This window comes from Curtobacterium sp. MWU13-2055 (assembly GCF_023242305.1).
Lineage (GTDB): Bacteria > Actinomycetota > Actinomycetes > Actinomycetales > Microbacteriaceae > Curtobacterium.
The window spans coordinates 186,280-204,989 of the sequence record NZ_JALLIO010000008.1; the positions used below are offsets into that span (position 1 = coordinate 186,280).

At 72.3% G+C, this 18,710-nt stretch carries 15 protein-coding genes; 7 read left to right on the forward strand and 8 right to left on the reverse strand.

Going from position 1 to position 18,710, the window contains the following annotated elements:
- The first annotated feature begins 95 nt into the window (after positions 1-95).
- Complete coding sequence (locus tag M4960_RS15965) at positions 96-803, forward strand: TetR/AcrR family transcriptional regulator (RefSeq protein ID WP_248704786.1); 708 nt, start codon at positions 96-98, stop codon at positions 801-803.
- Between the two features lie 31 nt (positions 804-834).
- Here the strand turns inward: M4960_RS15965 and M4960_RS15970 are convergent, their stop codons facing one another.
- From M4960_RS15970 to M4960_RS15985, 4 genes are all read right to left on the reverse strand, one after another.
- Positions 835-1,665, reverse strand: coding sequence for an SDR family NAD(P)-dependent oxidoreductase (locus tag M4960_RS15970; RefSeq protein WP_248704787.1), 831 nt, complete (start codon positions 1,663-1,665; stop codon positions 835-837).
- 141 nt (positions 1,666-1,806) lie between these two features.
- The gene (locus M4960_RS15975) at positions 1,807-2,358 is read right to left on the reverse strand and encodes a cysteine hydrolase (RefSeq protein WP_123340269.1); all 552 of its coding nucleotides are present in this window, start codon (positions 2,356-2,358) and stop codon (positions 1,807-1,809) included.
- 62 nt (positions 2,359-2,420) lie between these two features.
- On the reverse strand, positions 2,421-2,945 hold the full coding sequence (locus tag M4960_RS15980; protein WP_248704788.1) for a hypothetical protein: 525 nt from the start codon (positions 2,943-2,945) through the stop codon (positions 2,421-2,423).
- A 16-nt stretch (positions 2,946-2,961) separates the two neighbouring features.
- A complete protein-coding gene (locus tag M4960_RS15985; RefSeq protein WP_123293817.1) occupies positions 2,962-3,522 on the reverse strand; it encodes a hypothetical protein in 561 nt (186 codons plus the stop codon).
- A 146-nt stretch (positions 3,523-3,668) separates the two neighbouring features.
- On the opposite strand from M4960_RS15985, the gene M4960_RS15990 reads away from it, so the two are divergent.
- Both M4960_RS15990 and M4960_RS15995 read left to right on the forward strand, forming a co-directional pair.
- The gene (locus M4960_RS15990) at positions 3,669-4,847 is read left to right on the forward strand and encodes a sensor histidine kinase (RefSeq protein ID WP_123293818.1); all 1,179 of its coding nucleotides are present in this window, start codon (positions 3,669-3,671) and stop codon (positions 4,845-4,847) included.
- Positions 4,844-5,506, forward strand: a complete 663-nt coding sequence (locus M4960_RS15995; protein WP_248704789.1) for a response regulator transcription factor — start codon at positions 4,844-4,846, stop codon at positions 5,504-5,506. Before M4960_RS15990 ends, M4960_RS15995 begins: the two co-directional genes overlap by 4 nt.
- Here M4960_RS15995 and M4960_RS16000 read toward each other — a convergent pair.
- The 3 genes from M4960_RS16000 to M4960_RS16010 all read right to left on the reverse strand — a co-directional run bounded on the left by M4960_RS16000 (position 5,399) and on the right by M4960_RS16010 (position 8,585).
- A complete protein-coding gene (locus tag M4960_RS16000; RefSeq protein WP_248704790.1) occupies positions 5,399-6,202 on the reverse strand; it encodes a hypothetical protein in 804 nt (267 codons plus the stop codon). The genes M4960_RS15995 and M4960_RS16000 overlap by 108 nt on opposite strands.
- On the reverse strand, positions 6,202-7,218 hold the full coding sequence (locus M4960_RS16005) for a zinc-binding dehydrogenase (RefSeq protein ID WP_248704791.1): 1,017 nt from the start codon (positions 7,216-7,218) through the stop codon (positions 6,202-6,204). Before M4960_RS16005 ends, M4960_RS16000 begins: the two co-directional genes overlap by 1 nt.
- A 266-nt stretch (positions 7,219-7,484) precedes the next feature.
- On the reverse strand, positions 7,485-8,585 hold the full coding sequence (locus M4960_RS16010; RefSeq protein WP_248704792.1) for a VanZ family protein: 1,101 nt from the start codon (positions 8,583-8,585) through the stop codon (positions 7,485-7,487).
- 74 nt (positions 8,586-8,659) lie between these two features.
- Between M4960_RS16010 and M4960_RS16015 the strand changes: the two genes are divergently transcribed.
- The 4 genes from M4960_RS16015 to M4960_RS16030 all read left to right on the forward strand — a co-directional run bounded on the left by M4960_RS16015 (position 8,660) and on the right by M4960_RS16030 (position 15,895).
- Complete coding sequence (locus M4960_RS16015) at positions 8,660-9,547, forward strand: serine hydrolase (protein ID WP_248704793.1); 888 nt, start codon at positions 8,660-8,662, stop codon at positions 9,545-9,547.
- A gap of 65 nt (positions 9,548-9,612) precedes the next feature.
- Positions 9,613-10,323: a 5'-methylthioadenosine/S-adenosylhomocysteine nucleosidase gene (gene mtnN / locus M4960_RS16020; RefSeq protein ID WP_248704794.1), complete on the forward strand. Its 711-nt coding sequence runs from the start codon at positions 9,613-9,615 to the stop codon at positions 10,321-10,323.
- A 292-nt stretch (positions 10,324-10,615) separates the two neighbouring features.
- A complete protein-coding gene (locus M4960_RS16025) occupies positions 10,616-12,601 on the forward strand; it encodes a potassium transporter Kup (RefSeq protein WP_248704795.1) in 1,986 nt (661 codons plus the stop codon).
- Positions 12,602-12,793: 192 nt separating this feature from the next.
- On the forward strand, positions 12,794-15,895 hold the full coding sequence (locus tag M4960_RS16030; RefSeq protein WP_248704796.1) for a choice-of-anchor G family protein: 3,102 nt from the start codon (positions 12,794-12,796) through the stop codon (positions 15,893-15,895).
- A gap of 299 nt (positions 15,896-16,194) precedes the next feature.
- Here M4960_RS16030 and M4960_RS16035 read toward each other — a convergent pair whose 3' ends face one another.
- Positions 16,195-18,621: an excinuclease ABC subunit UvrA gene (locus M4960_RS16035; RefSeq protein WP_248704797.1), complete on the reverse strand. Its 2,427-nt coding sequence runs from the start codon at positions 18,619-18,621 to the stop codon at positions 16,195-16,197.
- Between the last annotated feature and the right edge of the window lie 89 nt (positions 18,622-18,710).

Here is an 18,710-nt window from a genome sequence, read left to right on the forward strand (position 1 = left end):
AGCAACGTTCCGGAACGATACGGAACAGCGCTCCGGATTGCAAGCGAAACGGATCGGCGTTCCGTTCCGGGTGCAGGCCGTGCGATGATCGGGGGATGAGCACGCCGTCGAACGACACCGCGCCCTCGAACGACACCGCGCCCTCGAACGACACCGCGCCCTCGAACGACACCGCGCCCTCGAACGACACCGCGCCGTCGAACGACACCGCGCCGCCCCGGCGTCGCCGCGACGTCGAACGGAACGAGCGGACGATCCTCGACGCCGCGGCCGGTGTCTTCGCTGCGTCCGGCGTCGGTGCGCCGGTGCGCGAGGTCGCCGCCGCCGCCGGCGTGGGGGTGGGTACGCTCTACCGGCACTTCCCGACCCGCTCGGACCTGGTCGTCGCCGTGTACCGGCACCAGATCGAGGCCCTGGCCGAGGCCGGCCCCGTGCTGCTCGACTCGGCGCCGACGTCGTTCGACGCGATCCTGCGCTGGGTGCACCAGTTCGTCGACTTCCTCGGCACGAAACACGGCCTGGCGCGGGTGTGGGAGGGCGACGCCGACGGCTTCACCGCGCTGCACACGCTGTTCGTCGACGAGCTCGTCCCCGTGCTCGGCCGCATGCTCGACGCCGCTCGCGCATCGGGCGAGGTGGTCGCGTCGGTGTCGCCGTACCAGCTGCTCCGCGCCGTCGGCGACCTGGTCGCGTGGAGCCCCCAGGACCCGGACTACGACGTGCGGACGATCGTGACGCTGCTGGTCACCGGCCTGCGGCAGGCGCAGCCGCCGGTCACCCCTGCGCCGGAGACCGGCGCGTAGCGCGCCGACGACCGACGCGGAGCGCGCCCGGTCAGGCCGCGTGCAGCATCGCCACGGTCCGGTCCCACAGCTCTCGGGCCAGGTCGGCGTCCTCGGCCTGCGCGTTCGGTACCGCCACCTTGCGCTTCACGTAGTACTCGCCGGTCGGGTAGTCGCGACCGGGGGTGTTGTCCGCCAGGTACACCAGGGTGTCGGCGCCCTTCTCCGGGGTCGTCAGGAACACGTGGCGCAGGGGCGTGTGGTACACGAGGTACATCGGCGAGGTCTTGTCGTTCGAGAACCCGGTGCTGATCGTGCCGGGGTGGAACGCCGTCGACGTCACGCCCTGGTGGCGGTACCGGCGGTCGAGTTCCTTGGTGAACAGGATCTGTTCGAGCTTCGAGTCGCCGTAGGCCTTGGTGGCCCGGAAGTGCCGCTCGGCGTCGAGGTCGTCGATGTCGACGCGGCCGAAGAGCTTGTTCGCGACGCTCGAGGTGTTGACGACCGTTCCCCCGGACGCGACGAGCCGGTCCATCAGCAGGTCCGTGAGCAGGAACGGCGCCAGGTAGTTGACCTGGAACGTCAGCTCGTGACCGTCGACGGTGACCTGGCGGCCCGCGCTGAAGATCCCGCCGGCGTTGTTGGCCAGCACGTCGATCCGGGGGCAGCGTTCGAGCAGGTCGTCGGCGAGCCCCCGGACGGCGGACAGGTCCGAGAAGTCGGCCACGAAGTGGTCGACGCCGAGGTCGCGGGCGACCCGCTCGGTCTTCGCGGGGTTGCGACCGACCACGACGACCTCGTTCCCGCGGCGGACGAGCTCCCGCGCAGCGGCGACGCCGATGCCGTCGCTGGCGCCGGTGATGACGATGGTCTTCGCGGCCATGGGTGCTCCTCGGGTCGGGTCGGGGCGAGCGTGCGCTCGGCCCCGTCCGTCCTACAGGGTCGGCCCTGAACGGACCACGTGACGGACGGGAGGCAGGTGGCGGGCCCGCCACGGGCCTCCCGTCCGCCGCCCGGTCGCCGCTCAGGCCGCGCCCGGCCCCGCCAGGTCGGCTGTCTGCACGACGACGCCGAGGGCGGGGAACACCGACCGGAACCGGGCGGCGTGGGCGTCCGGGTCCGGGTCGTTGGTGGCGTCCTCGACGAGGACGACGTCGTAGCCCAGGTCGTACGCGGCCCGAGCCGTGGACTCGACGCCGAAGGTCGTCGCCTGGCCGACCACGACCACCTCGGTGACGCCGTCGGCGCGCAGCCGCTCGTCGAGGCCGGTGCCGGCGAAGGCGCTCCACCCGCCGCGGGTCAGGTTGCCGTCGGCGTCGGCCCGTTCGAGCAGCAGGGAGCCGTAGGCGACCGGAGCCGGGCGGGGGCCGCCGCCGTACTGGGTCGCGCCTGCCGGGGTCGTGGCGGGGTCGTGGCGGATGAACACCACCGTGCCGCCGCCGCCACGGGTGACGCGGGCGAGGGTCTCGACGTTGGCCACGACGGTCTCGACGGGGTGGGTGCGCTGGTACGGCGCGGTCCCGGCCTGCAGGTCGACGACGATCAGGGCGGTGTGTTCGGTGCGGGTGCGGGTCACCGGTCCAGGGTGCTCGACCGTCGGGCGCGGCGCGTACTGCGTCTGCGGTATCCCGGTCGCGGTCACCGGCCGGTCGGCGGGTGCGTGCACGCGTCGATCGCGGCGTACTCACGGCTGAGTGCGGCCTGGTTGCGCTCGGTGCGCCACGACCGGATGCCGGGCGCAGCGGCCACGGCGGCGATCCACACGCTGGCACCGACGAGGACCGGCACGAGCGTCGGGTCCCCGCCGAGGGCGAGCAGACCGCCGAGCGCGACCGCCAGCACGGCGACCGCGGAACCGGCGATGGCGACGACACCGGCGAGCCGTGCGGGCTGCTGCTCGAGGGCGGCGATCCGGGCCAGCGCCCGCTCAGCACGACGCTCGAGGAGCGGTCGTGCCGCGTCGGGCCGGGTGCGCAGCCGCTGGAGCAGCAGGGACGTCGTGCCGAGCCGTCCGCCCTGCACGGTCACCGTCCAGCCGAACTGCTCCAGGGTGTGCCGGTGGAGCGGCACGAACGCGGTCGGCGCGTACAGCACCCGGGTCTCCATGTGGCGGGGGACCGGCGCGTGCAGGACCGCGTCTTCCCGGGCGATGGTGTTCGTCATCGGGCTCGGCCCGCGCTCAGGCGGTCCGGCGGCGACTGGCCGCCTCGCACGCGCCGTAGACGACGTCGAACTGGCGGTCGACGGCCGGACGGATCCGCTTGGTGCGCGCCGCGCGGACGAGCTGGAAGGCCACGGGAGCGATCGCCCAGTTGACCAGCCCACCGGCCCCGACGAGGAACACCGTGACCGGGTCGAGCCCGCCGAGCAGGTCGGGGACCGCCACGGTGTCCTGCATGGCGAACACCGAGGCGGCCAGCAGGACGCTGCCGATCGCGCCGAGCGCGTACGCGACCACCGACGCCGCGGTCGTGCGGGAGCGTTCGAGGGCGTCGATCGTGGCCAGGGCGGTCTCGGCGTTCTGCTGGAGCTCGGTCAGTTCGACGGAGCGGACGGCACGGTCGCGGCGGAGGCCGAGGGTGTGCCGGCGGTTCAGTGCGCCCGTCCGGTCCGAGCCGTCGGACGTCCAGCCGAAGTTGCGGTAGGTGTCCGCGTACAGGGCGTCCTTGCCGCGCGGGACGTCGACCGTGCAGTAGTCGTACGTGGTGGCAGCGGGAGCGGCGGTGTTCGTCAGCGTCATGGTGGGTCCTCCGGTCGGTGCCGGATCGTTCCGGCCTGGTGTCGATCGTCCCGGGGACGGGCCGCGGGCAGGTCCCCGATCGGTGGTACCCCCGACTACTGCGTTCGCAGTAGCCGGACCGCTGACCCGCACGACAGGATGAGTGCATGCGGCGACTGCGAGCGATCTGGGGTTCGTGGCGTCCGGACGACCGCTGGGTGTTCCGCGGCACCGCCGCCGTCGTCCTGCTCGCGTGCGCGATCGAGTCGGGCCGGGTGATCGCGGCCGATGCCGGCCCGGGGCCTGGCATCGCGGTCGCCGCGACCGTGCTCGCCGTCGTCGCGGCGCCGTGGACACCGTGGACGGCGCTCGGCCTCGCCACGGTCGCGCCGGTGCTCGGTGGCCTGTCCGGGTGGTCGCCGATCGTGACCTGGAGCTGCGCGGTGCTGCTGCTGTTCGCGGTGTCCTCGCGGCAGGGGCACCCGGTCCGCGCCGCGGCGATCGTCGCTCCCGGCGTGGTCATCGGCACGCTCCTCGCGCCGGGGGAGGGCGGTGCGGTACCGACCGCCCTCGGCGCCCTCATCTCCGTCGTCGCCGCGGCGGCCATCGGCTCGGGGCTGCGGGTACAGCACCAGTACCGGGCGTCGTTGGAACAGCGCGCCGCCGATGCCGTCGCCACGCGGGAACTCGAGGCCGAGCGCCGCGTGGCCGAGGAACGCGTCCGGATCGCGCGGGACCTGCACGACGTCATCGGGCACGAGATCGCGGTGGTCAGCATGCAGCTCGGGGTCGCCGAGGTCACCCTGCCCGCCGGGGCCGACGAGGCCCGGCGTGCGCTGGATGCCGCCCGGGACGGCGTGCGGAACGTCCTGACGGAGACCCAGCACGTCCTGACGGTGCTCCGTTCGGCGTCGGGCAGCGGCGCCGACCTCGACGACCCGACGGCTCCGGCCCCCGGCATCGAGCAGCTCCCCGGACTCATCGCGTCGTACGAACGGATCGGCCTCGACGTCGATGCCCGACTGGACGACGTCGGCCCGGTCTCCGTGCCGATCGGTGTGACGGTCTACCGGGTGGTGCAGGAGTCGCTCACCAACGCCCACCGGCACGGCGAGGGCCGGACGACCGTCACACTCGCCCGCGCCGGTGACGACCTGGTGCTCGAGGTCCGCAACCCCCGCCGGCGGACCCCGGCCAGCGACCCCGTCGCAGGCCGGAGCAGCGGGCTCGGTCTGGTCGGCATGCGCGAGCGCGTCGCCGCCGTCGGAGGGTCCGTCCAGGCCGCGGCGGACGGCGTGCTGTTCGTCGTCCGCGTCCGCCTGCCCACCGCGAACGGAGCACGATGACCACACGAGTGATCCTGGTCGACGACCAGGACATGATCCGACTGGGGCTCCGTGCGATCCTCGACCGGCAGGACGGCATCGAGGTCGTCGGCGAGGCCGGAGACGGGCTCGCCGCGGTGCAGACGGCGTTGTCGGTCCCGGCGGACGTCATCATGATGGACATCCGGATGCCGGGCATCGACGGGGTCGAGGCGACCCGACGGATCCGCGCGGAACGCACCGCCGAGCAGGTGCGCATCGTCATGCTGACGACCTTCGACCAGGACGAACTCGTCTTCGCGGCGCTGCGTGCCGGGGCGAACGGGTTCCTCAGCAAGGCCGCGGGACCCGCAGAACTCGTCGCCGCGATCGAGGAGGTGGCAGCGGGCGGAGGGGCGCTGTCCGCGGCGGCCGCAGCGGCGCTCATCGGACAGGTCGCCCGCACCCCCGCGTCCTCCGTCGACCCGGAGATGACCCGGCGCTTCGAGGCCCTCACCGCTCGCGAGCGCGACGTCGTGGTGATGGTCAGCCGAGGTCAGGGCATCGACGCCATCAGCGCCGCGCTCTTCCTCTCACCACTCACGGTCAAGACCCACGTGAACCGGGCCATGGCGAAGGTCGACGCCCGCGACCGGGCCCAACTCGTGGCGTTCGCGTTCCAGGCCGGCCTGGTCGACTGAGGTCGCCGCCGGCCGAACCCTCGCCGCCGGCGCGTCCGGGAACCGTCGCAGCGCCATCGCGAGCCCGATCACCGCAGCCACACCGCCGAGGAACACCCCGCTCGCACCCGTGGACGCAGCAGCGTCCTCGGCGCTTCCCGCGAACGAGAGCAGTGCCGACTGGGTCAGCACGAGCAGGACCACCGCGGCGGCGACGTTCACGAGCTTCGTCGCCTCGACGAGTGGTTCCCCGTCCTTGCGCGCGGTCACCGCACCCCAGACCCCGATGCCCAGCTCCGCGAACGTCGCCGCCGCGATGACGATCGCCACCCACTGGTCGTAGTGCACGGGGTGCGCCCGCCCGACGAGCATCGGCACGCTGCACCCGACGAACACGACCGACATCGCGGTCACCGCACCCCCGATCCACCGGTGTCCGGCCTGCCGGAACCGCATCCGGTCGCCGCTCGCCGCATCGAACGCGAACGACAGTCGGTGCCGACGGACGGCCCAGACCTTCGCGGCCGCGACCCCGAGCGTGAAGACCACGGTCGCGGCGAGGAACAACGAGGGGGCCGCGCAGAACAGGACGACCTTCCACCCCGCCATCACGAGGCTGCTCGGCACCGACAGCACGGCGAGCACGAGCCCGCGCCGCGGCCGATCCCGCCACACCGTGACGGCGTACTGCACGGCGACCTTCCTGGTCACCGGCATCAGTCGAACGTGACGACGACCTTGTCGGCCGCCCCGGGGGTCGCAGCCACCCGGAGGGCCTCGAGCACGTCGCTCGCCGGGAAGACGTCGCTGACGATCTGCGCGTACGCCTCAGGGTTCGCGATGATGTGCTCGGTGACGTCGAAGATCTCGGTCGGGTACCCCATCGCGGTCACGATCGTCGGCTCGACGGCCAGCAGGTCACCGAAGTCGACCTCCACCGGCCGCTTGTGCACCGCCACGACGCCGATCGTCGCGCGGTGCTTCGCCAGGCGCAGCGCCGTCTGCACGGTGGCCGGCACCCCGGCGGCGTCGAGCCAGACGTCGGTGCCGGACTTCCCGCCGTGCCCCACGCCGTCCCGTGCTTCGCCGTGCAGGGCGATCAGGCGCTCGTCGAGCGGCTCGTCCGCCGAGTTCACGACGGCATCGGCTCCGACGAGCAAGGCCTTCTCGAGCCGAGACGCGATCACGTCGACGACGACCACGTGCCCGACGCCGAGCGCCTTGTAGCTGATCACGGCGCCCAGCCCGATCGGGCCGGCACCGAACACGACGACCGTGTCGCCCGGCTGCGGCGCGGTCCGGTTCACGGCGTGCAGGGCGACCGCCATCGGTTCGTTGAGCGCGGCCACCTGCCAGGGCAGTTCCTTCGGGACCAGGGCGATGCTGGTGCCGAGCACGGCCTGCTCGACGAGCAGGAACTCGGAGAGCCCGCCGGTGGGGCCGCCGTTGCCGATGATCCCGCGCGGATCGCCCATCGGGTTCACCACCACGTGGTCCCCGACGGAGATGCCCTCGACCGCGTCGCCGACGACGGCCACCTCTCCGGCGACCTCGTGCCCGAGGGGCGTGTGCCCCTCACGCGGCGGGATGCCGCCGCGCGCGGCGTAGAAGGCGTCGGAGCCGCAGACCCCGCACGCCTTGACGGCGATCAGGACGTCGGCGGGGCCGACCTCGGGGACGGGCTCGTCGCGGATCTCGACGGATCCGGGGCCGGTGACGACGACGGTGCGCATGGTGCTCCTCACGTCACGAGCACGGGCGGCTCGGGACGGAACCATCTGACCAAGACGGCGACCTGCGCACGTACTGCGATCGCAGTAGCGCCGGGTCATCGGACGGGAGGAACGTGGCGGGCCCGCCATGTGCCTCCCGTCCGCTCTGGTCGACGGATCGTGGCCGCCATCAATGGCCCTCGGGGCCACCAGAAGGGGCGCATGCGTTCAGCCCTGCTCTCGTTGATAACAGTTACGACCGAAACAGAACCAAGGCCACGGACCTTCTACCGCTCCTCACTTGCTCCTGGCGGCTCGATGCGCTCGTCCACCACGTCCACCCGCGCCAGTACGTTGGCGAACCCGCGCCGCCCTCGGGTGGCGAACAGCCCGATGACCGCCGCGACGGCGAGGGCGAACGCCAGCAGGCCGGTGAAGGGCAACGCGGCGGCGCTGGCCGTCGCCCACCCGCCGGAGCCCGCGGCCCACCGCACCAGGCGCTGCCAGGCCGTCGGCCGGGGCTCCGGCCGGAGCCGGACCACCGCCTCGCCGAGCGTGCGCCCGGACGCGAGCACCACGATCAACTGGATCGCCGGTGCGACGAAGGGGAACGTGGCGAGCAGGACCTTCGCGAGCGTGGAGTTCAGGTCCTGTCCGGCGAGGGCGAACGACAGGCTCGTGATCGACACCAGCGCGCCGGTGGTCAGCACCATGGCGAGCAGGTCGCAGAACATCCCGAACCCGCGGCGCCAGATCGTCACCCGGCGGGGCAGATCCGACGACGGCTCGCCCCGGTGCCGGACGAGCACCCAGAGCACGGGGGAGACCAGCGTGCCGACGAGTGCTCCGGTGGTGTTCGCGAGCAGGTCGTCGACGTCGAACAGCCGGTACGAGCACGGGTACAGGAACCAGTCGCCCGTCAGCTGCGTGCACTCGATGAGCAGCGACACCAGGAACCCAGCGACGGTCCCGACGACCACCCCGGCCAGGAACCGTCCGTGCAGGAACACGTGCCGGACGAGCATTCCGAGGGGCACGAACAGGATGACGTTGAAGACCACCTGTGCCGCGGCCGGGTTCGCGAGCAGCGACCGGGGGCCGGAGAGCCCGCCCTCCTTCGCGATGTCCCCGACGAACGCGAACGGCGTCAGCTGCGGTCCGGAGGCGGCGCGGCAGATCGCCGCGACCTCGCTGGTGTCGGGCAGGGGCAGGAGCGTGTACGTGACGAGGGCGAGCCCGTAGACGACCGTGGCGAACGCCAGCACCGCGTTGCCGACGCCGAGGGTGCCCCGGCGTCGGTACTGCAGCGCTGCCCACGGCACCAGTCCGGCGATCGCGATCGCGGACCCGACGAGCAGCGCGATGACGGCAGGGGTCGCGGAGGTCATCCCTCGACCCTAGGGATCCCGTGGGACACGCGTCCGGTTGCCGGTCGTGCCGCGACCCGCGAGAGGATGGCGGTGTGACCACCGCGACCAGCATCCTCGACGCGATCGTCCGGCACGTCGACGACACCGGCTTCGGCGCCCACGGCCTGCACGTCCGGACTGCCGACGACGACGTCGCCGAGCACCGATGGGCGCCCGACGTGCGCGAGGAGATCCACTCCGCGGCGAAGGGCGTCTGCGTCCTCGCCACCGGGATCGCCGCCGACGAGGGTCTGGTGGACGTCGACGAACCGATCGCCGCTTCGCTGCCCGGGTTCGAGTTCGGGGACGGCGCGGACCAGGTCACCCTCCGGCACCTGCTCACGATGACGAGCGGGATCGACATGCCCTGGTCGGCGACGGAGCTGACCGACTGGCCGGACCTGGCGGCCGAGTTCCTGCGGCGGCCTTCGCGGGGTCGCGTGTTCCAGTACGCCAACGTCAGCACCTACACCGCCATGCGCGTGCTCGAGACCCGCGTCGGCGACGTCGGCGCGTTCGTGTCTCGACGGCTGTTCGACCCGCTCGGCATCGAGGACGTGGAGTGGCTGCGCTGCCCGAACGGGTACGTCGCCGCCGGCGAGGGACTGGCGCTCCGGACCGAGGAACTCGCGCGCCTCGGTCGGCTCATCCGCGACGGCGGCGTGGTCGACGGGCAGCGCATCGTCGGCGCCCGCTGGTGCGACGCGATGCACTCCGACTGGGTCGAGCGCGAGGGGACCGGGCCCGGGTACCACCGCTACGCGATGGCCGGATGGGGTGGTCCGGGGCAGCTGTGGCGGCTGCACGGCGCGTACGGGCAGATGCTGCTGTTCGACGACCACCCCGACGGCGACACCGTGGTCACGATCACCGCCGACGACCACTTCGGCGCCGACGCGATGGCCGCGTTCGTCGCCGAGGAGCTCGCCCGGCAGCGGTAGCCGGCAGCGGTAGCCGGCGGCCGTCGCTGGCAGCCGTCGCGTCCTCGCCGTGCGAGGATCGATCAGTGCAGGAACAGACGCCCGTCGCGATCATCATCGCGGCCATGAGCGAAGAGGTCTCCGCCTTCGCCGACCTGTTCGGCGGGGTCCCGATCCTCGACGGCCCCGTCGGAGGCCACGACCCGCACCAGCTCCTCGACATCGGCGGCGCCACCGTCGCCGTCCGCCGCAGCGGCATCGGCTTCACGAACGCGACAGCCGCCGTGGCACACGGCTTCCACGACTTCGGACCCGGCATCCCCGTGATCAGCGTCGGGACCGCCGGCGGCCTCATGCACGGCATCGCGATCGGTGACGTCATCGTCGGCGACCGGTACGTCAACCTCAACGCGGACGCCACCGCGTTCGGCTACGCCCTCGGCCAGGTGCCCGGCATGCCGACCGGGTACGCCCCGGACGCCCGACTGGTCGAGCTGGCGATGGCCGCCGACATCGCCTGGCCGCTGCGCTCGGCGACGATCGGCTCGAGCGAGGTCTTCGTCACCGAGGGACGCGCCCGGACGCTCCGCGGCGCCTTCCCCGACGTGGCCGCGGTCGACATGGAGTCGGCCGCCATCGCCCAGTTCGCCCACGTGCACGACATGCCGTTCGTGTCGGTCCGCTGCATCAGCGACCTCTGCGCGCCCGACGGTGCCGAGTTCCGCGAGCACCTGGACGGCGCCGCGGCGCGCGCCGCCCGCGTGGTCCACGACCTGGTGCGCGGCCTGCGTCCCTGAGACCCGGCCCGCGAAAGCGACAATCCTGCGGCGCGGGGCACCGTCCGTTCCGGCATCGCGACAGATCTCCGCGAACAGTTCGCGGCACGCTGTCGCTTTCGCGGATGTGGACCCGGCCCACCGTCGGACGGGAGGCGCGGTGCGGGCCCGCCACGGGCCTCCCGTCCGCCCCGCGCGCACGTCGAGAGCCACGGTGCGCACGCATGTGCGCCACCTGCGAGCCGCATCCCGCGCACGGTGCGATGATGAGCGGCGGCCGTCGCCCGGACGGCCGGAGACGGAAGTGCCGAGCGTGACCGAGACCCGCTCCGAGACCCCGACGGAACCGTCGAAGCCGACGGACCACACCACCCCCACGACCGAGGCCACCGACGACGGCGGCCACGGTCCGCGCAAGGGCGTCGCCGTCCTGGCGCTCGCCGCACTCGGTGTCGTGTTCGGCGACATCGGGACGAGTCCGCTCTACGCCCTGCGCACCGTGTTCACGATCGACGACGGCCTGGTGAAGGCGAACCAGGAAGACGTCTACGGCGTCATCTCGATGATGTTCTGGAGCATCACGATCATCGTCTCGATCAAGTACGTGCTGATCCTGATGCGCGCCGACAACGACGGCGAGGGCGGGGTGATGGCGCTCGCCGCCCTGGCCCGCCGGCTCTACGCGAAGCGTCGCGGTGGTGCGGTGATCTTCCTCGTGATCGGCATCGTCGGGGTCTCGCTCTTCTACGGCGACTCCGTGATCACCCCGGCCGTGTCGGTGCTGTCCGCGGTCGAGGGGCTCGGTACCGCGGCGCCGTCCGTCGATCACCTGATCGTGCCGATCGCCGCGGTCATCCTGGTCGTGCTGTTCGCGGTGCAGCGCTTCGGCACCGGCAAGGTCGGCAACCTGTTCGGCCCGGTGATGCTGCTCTGGTTCGTCGTGATCGCCGCCGCCGGCGTCCCGCACATCCTCGAGCACCCCGGCGTCCTGCAAGGGCTGTCGCCGACGTGGGCGATCTCGTTCACCTTCGCGCACCCGTACATCACGTTCGTGGCGATGGGGGCGGTGGTGCTCGTCATCACCGGTGCGGAGGCGCTCTACGCCGACATGGGGCACTTCGGACGGTCGCCGATCCTGAAGGCCTGGTTCTTCGTGGTGTTCCCGGCGCTCGTCCTCAACTACCTCGGGCAGGCGTCGCTGGTGCTGCGCGACCCGTCGGCGGCGAAGGACCCGTTCTTCCTGCTGTTCCCGGACGCGCTGCGGTTGCCCGTGGTGGTGCTGGCGACGCTCGCGACGGTGATCGCGAGCCAGGCCGTCATCTCCGGGGCGTTCTCGCTCACCCGGCAAGCCGTCCAGCTCGGGCTGCTGCCGCCGCTCACGATCCGGCAGACCTCGCGGCGGGAGAGCGGGCAGATCTACCTGCCCGCGGTGAACCTGCTGCTGTTCATCGGCGTGCTCGCGATCATGCTCGCGTTCCGGTCATCGGCGAACCTGGCCACCGCGTACGGGGTGTCCGTCACCGGAGCCCTGGTCGTCGACACGCTCCTGCTCCTGCTCGTCGTCCGCCCGCTGTGGAAGTGGTCGACCTGGAAGCTCGTGGTCGCGGCGGTGGCGTTCGGCGGGCTCGAGCTGACCTTCCTCGCCGGCAACCTGTCGAAGATCATCCACGGCGGTTGGGTGCCGCTCCTCATCGCACTGGCGGTGATCACCGTGATGACGACGTGGCGCCGTGGCCGGGCGCTCGTGCAGGAGGAACGCAAGGAGCGCGAAGGGTCGCTCGCCGACTTCATCGACCGCATCAACCACGAGCACATCCCGCGGGTGCCCGGGGTGGCGGTCTTCCCGCACCCGAACAAGGAGACCACGCCGCTGGCGCTCCGGGCCAACGTCGAGCACAACCACGTCGTGCACCGGACCGTCCTGATCGTCTCGGTGCTCACCGCCAACGTGCCGCACGTCCCACACGCGAAGGCGTTCTTCCGCGACGACCTCGGCTACGAGGACGACGGCATCGACCACATCACGGTGAAGTTCGGGTTCTCGGACGACCAAGACCTGCCGAAGGCCCTGCACGCCGCCTGCCTGGCCGAGGTCCTGGACATCGACCCGGAGGAAGTGCTCCGGGCGTCCTACTTCATCTCCCGCGGAGCGCTCCGTCCGATGCCCGGCAACCGGGGGATGGTGGCCTGGCGGAAGAAGCTCTTCGTCGGACTCGCCCACAACGCCGCCGACCCCGCAGCACGCTTCGGTCTCCCCGCGCAGCGCACCGTGACGATGGGCAGCGACGTCGAGATCTGACCGCGTCGTCGAGATCTGACCGCGTCGTGCACCGGCGTTCTGCATCGGCATCCGCATCCGCAGAGCGCAGGCCCCCGTTCGGGGGTGATGGTCTTGTGCACCCGTTCAGGGTTACGCTCATCGGAACCACACCACAGCTGCAGGCAGCATCACCAACTGCCGGACCAGCACCAGGATCAGGAGCGAAGCCACATGAGGCTTGGAGTACTCGAGCGCGCCCAGAAAGACCCAGGGGCGTCCACTTCCACCCGATGGTCAGGCCGGAGCAAGGGCGTCGCGATCGTCACCGCAGCCCTCCTCGGCGCCGGCGGCAGCATCCTCGCCGCCGCCCCCGCGACGGCAGCGCCCGTCGCGTCGACCGGGCAGGGGCGCTTCCTCAGCGGCTCCGCGCTCGGGTTGAACCTCGACGACATCCTCACCGTGACCCCGGCGGACGCGGTCAACACCGGTGGGGCCACGGACACCGACGTCCACCCGCTCGACGTCACCGCGCTCAACGCGGTCAACGTCAACCTGGGCGGGGGCCTCAACCTGCTCGGGAACAACGGCATCCTCACCCTCGGTGCCGTCAACCAGTACGCCGCCGCCAACGCCGACGGCAGCTCCGTCGCCGCGTCCGGCGCGGTGACGAACACCGGCGGGATCGGCGTCGGCGGCCAGGACGGCGTCCCGCAGTCCAACGCCACGCTCGACCTGTCGGGTCTCATCGGGGCCGACCTGGCGGGCGCACTCGCGAACGCCCAGCTCGAGGTCGGCGCCGTCTCGGCCACGGCTGCGCAGGCAGCCGGCCCGGACGGTGCGCAGACGGGTGACTACGGCATCGCCGGCCTCGACCTATCGCTGACGAGCCCCGCGCTCGGCACCACCGTCTCCGGGCTCCGCACCACCCTCGGCACGCTCCAGCCGACGGTCGACGGCGTCGAGGACACCCTGAACGCGCTCGGCCCGCTCGTCCAGGTCCAGGGCCTGCCCGACCTCGTCACGGTGCTCGACTCGGCCACCGGCGACGTCACCAGCGCCGACGGCTCGATCACGGCGAACCTGCAGACGGGTGCGATCACGGTCGACGTCGCCGCAGTGCTGACGAACGCCGGCCTGGACATCAACAACCTGCCGGCGAACACCGAGCTGCTGCCGTACATCACCGAGGCACTCACGACCCAGCTCCTGCCGGCGGTCACCACCGCGCTGCAGGGCGTCGTGACCCAGCTCACGCAGTCGCTCCGCGGGCTCACCGTCACGGTGGCCGGGCTCCCGCTGCCGATCGGTCAGCTCCTCGACGTCGTGAACCCCGTCATCGCGCAGGTCGTCGCCCCGATCAACCAGGTCGTCGCCGGCCTCGGTGAGACGGTCATCACGCCCCTCGCCAACGCCCTGACGACCGTCGTGTCGTTGCAGGCAAACGTGCAGGAGACCAGCGCCGACGGCGTCTTCACCCAGCGTGCCCTGCGCGTCGCACTGGTGCCGGCCGCCGGCACCGCCGTGGTCAACCTCGCCTCGGCTGCGGTCGGCCCGAACGCCGGTCCGCTCGCGGTCCCGACGATCACCGCGCTCGACCCGGACAACGGACCGGTCGCCGGTGGCACGGTCGTCACCGTCACCGGGACGGGCTTCACGGACGACGCCACGGTGTCGGTCGACGGTTCCGACCCGATCGAGGCGGACTCCGTCTCGGACGACGGCACCGAGCTCACGTTCACCACGCCGGCGCACGTCGTCGGCACGGTCGACGTCACCGTCACCACGCCCGCCGGTGAATCCGACCCGCTCGACTTCACCTACACCGACGACGCGGCCGCGGTCCCGACCATCACGACGCTCGACCCGGACAACGGGCCGGTCGCCGGTGGCACGGTCGTCACCGTCACTGGGACGGGCTTCACGGACGACGCCACGGTGTCGGTCGACGGTTCCGACCCGATCGAGGCGGACTCCGTCTCGGACGACGGCACCGAGCTGACCTTCACGACGCCGGCGCACGACGCCGGGACGGTCGACGTCACGGTCACCACGCCTGCCGGCACCTCGGACCCGCTGGACTACACGTACAACCCGGCTCCCGCAGCGGTGCCCACGCTCACGACGCTCGACCCCGACAACGGGCCGGTCGGCGGCGGCACGCTCGTCACCGTCACGGGCACCGGGTTCACCGACGACGCGACCGTCTCGGTCGACGGATCCGACCCGATCGACCCGGAGTCGGTCTCCGACGACGGCACCGAGCTGACGTTCACGACCCCGGCGCACGTCGCCGGTCCCGTCGACGTGACGGTCACGACCGACGCCGGGACCTCGGAGCCGCTGACGTACACCTACAACCCGGCACCCGCCGGGGCTCCGACGCTGACGGCGCTGGACCCCGACAACGGTCCGGTCACCGGTGGCACGGTCGTCACAGTCTCCGGCACGGGCTTCACCGACGCCTCGACGGTCTCGGTGGACGGTTCCGACCCGATCACGCCGGACAGCGTCTCGGACGACGGCACCGAGCTGACGTTCACGACGCCGGCGCACACCGCCGGTGCGGTCCCCGTGACCGTCACCAACGGCTCCGGCACCTCGGCGCCGCTGCCGTACACGTACAACCCGGCCCCGGCCGCGGTCCCGACGATCTCCGCGCTGGACCCCGACAACGGTCCGGCCGCGGGTGGCACGGTCGTGACCGTCACGGGCACCGGTTTCACCGACGACTCCACGGTCTCGGTGGACGGTTCCGACCCGATCACGCCGGACAGCGTGTCGGCGGACGGCACGACGCTCACCTTCACGACCCCGGCGCACGCTGCCGGTGACGTCGAGGTCACGGTGACGACCCCGGGTGGCACGTCCGACCCGCTGGTCTACACCTACAACCCCGCGTCGACCACGACGACCCCGCCGCCGGTGATCACCTCGCCGACGGACGGTGGCACCGTCACGACGCCCAACCCGCCGATCACCGGCACCGGTCAGCCCGGCGCGACCGTCACGGTCACCGACGGCACGGTCATCGTCTGCACCGCGGTCGTCGCGGCGGACGGCACCTGGAAGTGCACCCCGATCGTCGGCTTCGGCCCGGGAACGGTGACCATCACCGCCACCCAGACCGGCGCAGACGGCACCTCGGCGGCATCCGACCCGGTGACGTTCACCGTCCGCCTGGCAACCGCCGGCACCGGTGGCGCGGGTGGTACCGGCCCGAACGGGACGCTCGCCTACACCGGTAGCGACCCGGCCCCGGTGATCGCCTTCGCGATCCTGCTGATGCTCGCGGGCGTCGGGCTCACCATCGCCCGCCGCTTCCGTCGGGCCTAGTCCGCACCACCAGCAGCGCCCGTCGGGATCCGTCCCGGCGGGCGCTGCTGCGTGCGTGCGTGTGCGTGTGCGTGCGTGTGCGTTGGCGTGTGCGGTGCATGCGTGTGCATCATGCGACGGGGCACCGGTTGATCGACGCGTGGAACGTCGGAACATGCACACGCAGCAGATGCGTGTGCATCATGCGACAGGGCACCGGTTGATCGACGCGTGGAACGTCGGAACATGCACACGCACCGGCGGACGGGAGGCGCGGTGCAGGCCCGCCACAGGACGCGCCCGTCCGCCGGTGCGCGCGATCAGAGCCCGAGCTGCTCCCGCAGGTACGGCGCGGTCCGGCTCTCGGCGGACGCCGCGACCTCGGCGGGGGTGCCGGTGGCGACGACGCGGCCGCCCTCCTCGCCACCGGAGGGCCCCATGTCGATGACGTGGTCCGCACTCGCGACGACGTCCATGGCGTGCTCGACCACGACGACGGTGTTGCCGGCGTCGGTGAGGCGTGCGAGCTGTGCGGTCAGCAGCTCGACGTCGGCGGGGTGCAGGCCCGTCGTCGGTTCGTCGAGCAGGTAGAGCGTGTGCCCGGTGCGCGCGCGTTGCAGTTCGGTCGCGAGCTTGATGCGCTGGGCCTCGCCACCGGACAGTTCCGGTGCAGGCTGCCCGAGCCGCAGGTAGCCGAGGCCCACCTGGCGCAGGGCCTCGAGGCCGCGGGCAGCGGCCGGCAGCGACGCCAGGAAGGGGGCAGCCTGGTCGACGGTCATGCCCAGGACGTCGGCGATCGACGCCCCGTCCCACTGCACCTCGAGCGTCTCGTCGTTGTAGCGCGCACCGTGGCACTCCGGGCAGGGCGCCCAGCTGCCCGGCAGGAACAGGAGCTCGACCGACACTGAGCCCTCGCCCTGGCACACCTCGCACCGGCCGCCGGCCACGTTGAACGAGAAGCGGCTGGCGGTCCAGCCGCGGGCCTTCGCGTCGTCGGTCGCGGCGAACGCGGCACGCACGGCGTCGAAGAGCCCGGTGTAGGTCGCGAGGTTCGAACGTGGGGTGCGGCCGATCGGCTTCTGGTCGACCTGCACGACGCGGTCGACGAGCGGGTGCGACGTCGCGACGCCGGGCAGGACCCCGCCGACGAGCGACGACTTGCCGGAGCCGCTGACGCCGGTGACCGCGGTGAGCACCCCGAGCGGCAGGTCGACGTCCAGGTCCTGCAGGTTGTGCAGGGTGAGGTCGCGCAGTTCGAGGGTCCCGACGGGGGTCCGGACGGTGCGCTCACCGTCGGCACGGTCGCGCGGGTGCAGGAACCGTCGGGTGACCGACGCCTCGACGTCGGCGAGACCGTCGACGGGGCCGCTGTACAGGACGGTGCCCCCGCCGGATCCGGCACCCGGGCCGACGTCGACGATCCAGTCCGCCCGCCGCACGATGCTCATGTCGTGCTCGACGACGAAGACGCTGTTGCCGCCGGCACGCAGGTCGTCGAGGACCTCGACCAGGGACTCGGCGTCGGCCGGGTGCAGGCCGGCGCTCGGTTCGTCGAGCACGTAGACGACACCGAACAGGCCGGAGCGCAGTTGCGTCGCGATGCGCAGGCGCTGCGTCTCGCCGGGGGAGAGCGTCGGAGTGGCCCGGTCGAGCGCGAGGTACCCGAGGCCTAGGCCGACGAGCACCTCGACCCGGGTGAGCAGGTCGCGCGAGATCGCGACGGCGACCTCGGTGTGCTCGCCGGACGAGGCGCGTGAGGTGGCAGCGCTGGCGTCCGTGATGGTGGCGATCGGGCGCAGGACGTCGGCCAGCGCCGTGAGCGGCAGGCCGTTCAGGTCGGCGATCGAGTGGCCGCCGACCGTCACCGCGAGCGCGGCCCGGGTCAGGCCGGTCCCGCCGCAGAGGCCACACGGACCCGACTCGACGAACTGCAGCACCTTGGTCCGCTGCGTCTCGCTCTGCGAGTCGGCGAGGGTGTGCATCACGAACTGGCGTGCGCTCCAGAACCGCCCCTTGTACGGCTTCGCGACGCGGTCGCGCTTCGGGTGGACTTGGACCACCGGCTGCTCCTCGGTGAACAGCAACCAGTCGCGGTCCTGTCGGGAGAGCTCACGCCACGGCACGTCGATGTCGTAGCCGAGCACCGCCGTGACGTCGCGCAGGTTCTTGCCCTGCCACGCCCCGGGCCACGCGGTGATCGCGCCGTCGCGGATGCTCAACGACGGGTCGTGGACGGCCGAGGCCTCGGTGACCTCGTGGGCGATGCCGAGTCCGTGGCACCGCGGGCAGGCTCCTGCGACGGTGTTCGGCGAGAACGAGTCGGACTCGAGCCGGTCGACGCCAGACGGGTACGTGCCGGCCCGCGAGAACAGCATGCGCATCGAGTTCGACAGGGTCGTCAGCGTGCCGACGGTCGAACGGCTGCTCGGGGCACCGCGGCGCTGCTGCAGGGCCACGGCGGGTGGCAAGCCGGTGATCGACTCGACGTGCGGCGTCGACCCCTGCGCGATGAGCCGTCGGGCGTAGGGAGCGACGGACTCGAGGAAGCGGCGTTGTGCCTCGGCGAACACCGTGCCGAACGCAAGCGAGGACTTGCCGGAGCCGGAGACGCCGGTGAAGGCGACGATGCGGTTGCGCGGGATGTCCACGTCGACGTCCTGCAGGTTGTGCTCGCGGGCGCCGCGGACGCGGATGAAGTCGTCGGGCCCCGGTTGGTCGTCGGTCACGGTCGAGCGGGGAGCGGGCATCTGCTCGATGGTAGGCGGGTGCTGCTGAACGTGCTGAAGGGCCGTCCCGGTTGCCCGGGGCGGCCCTTCACGTGTGGTGCGGTGGTGCG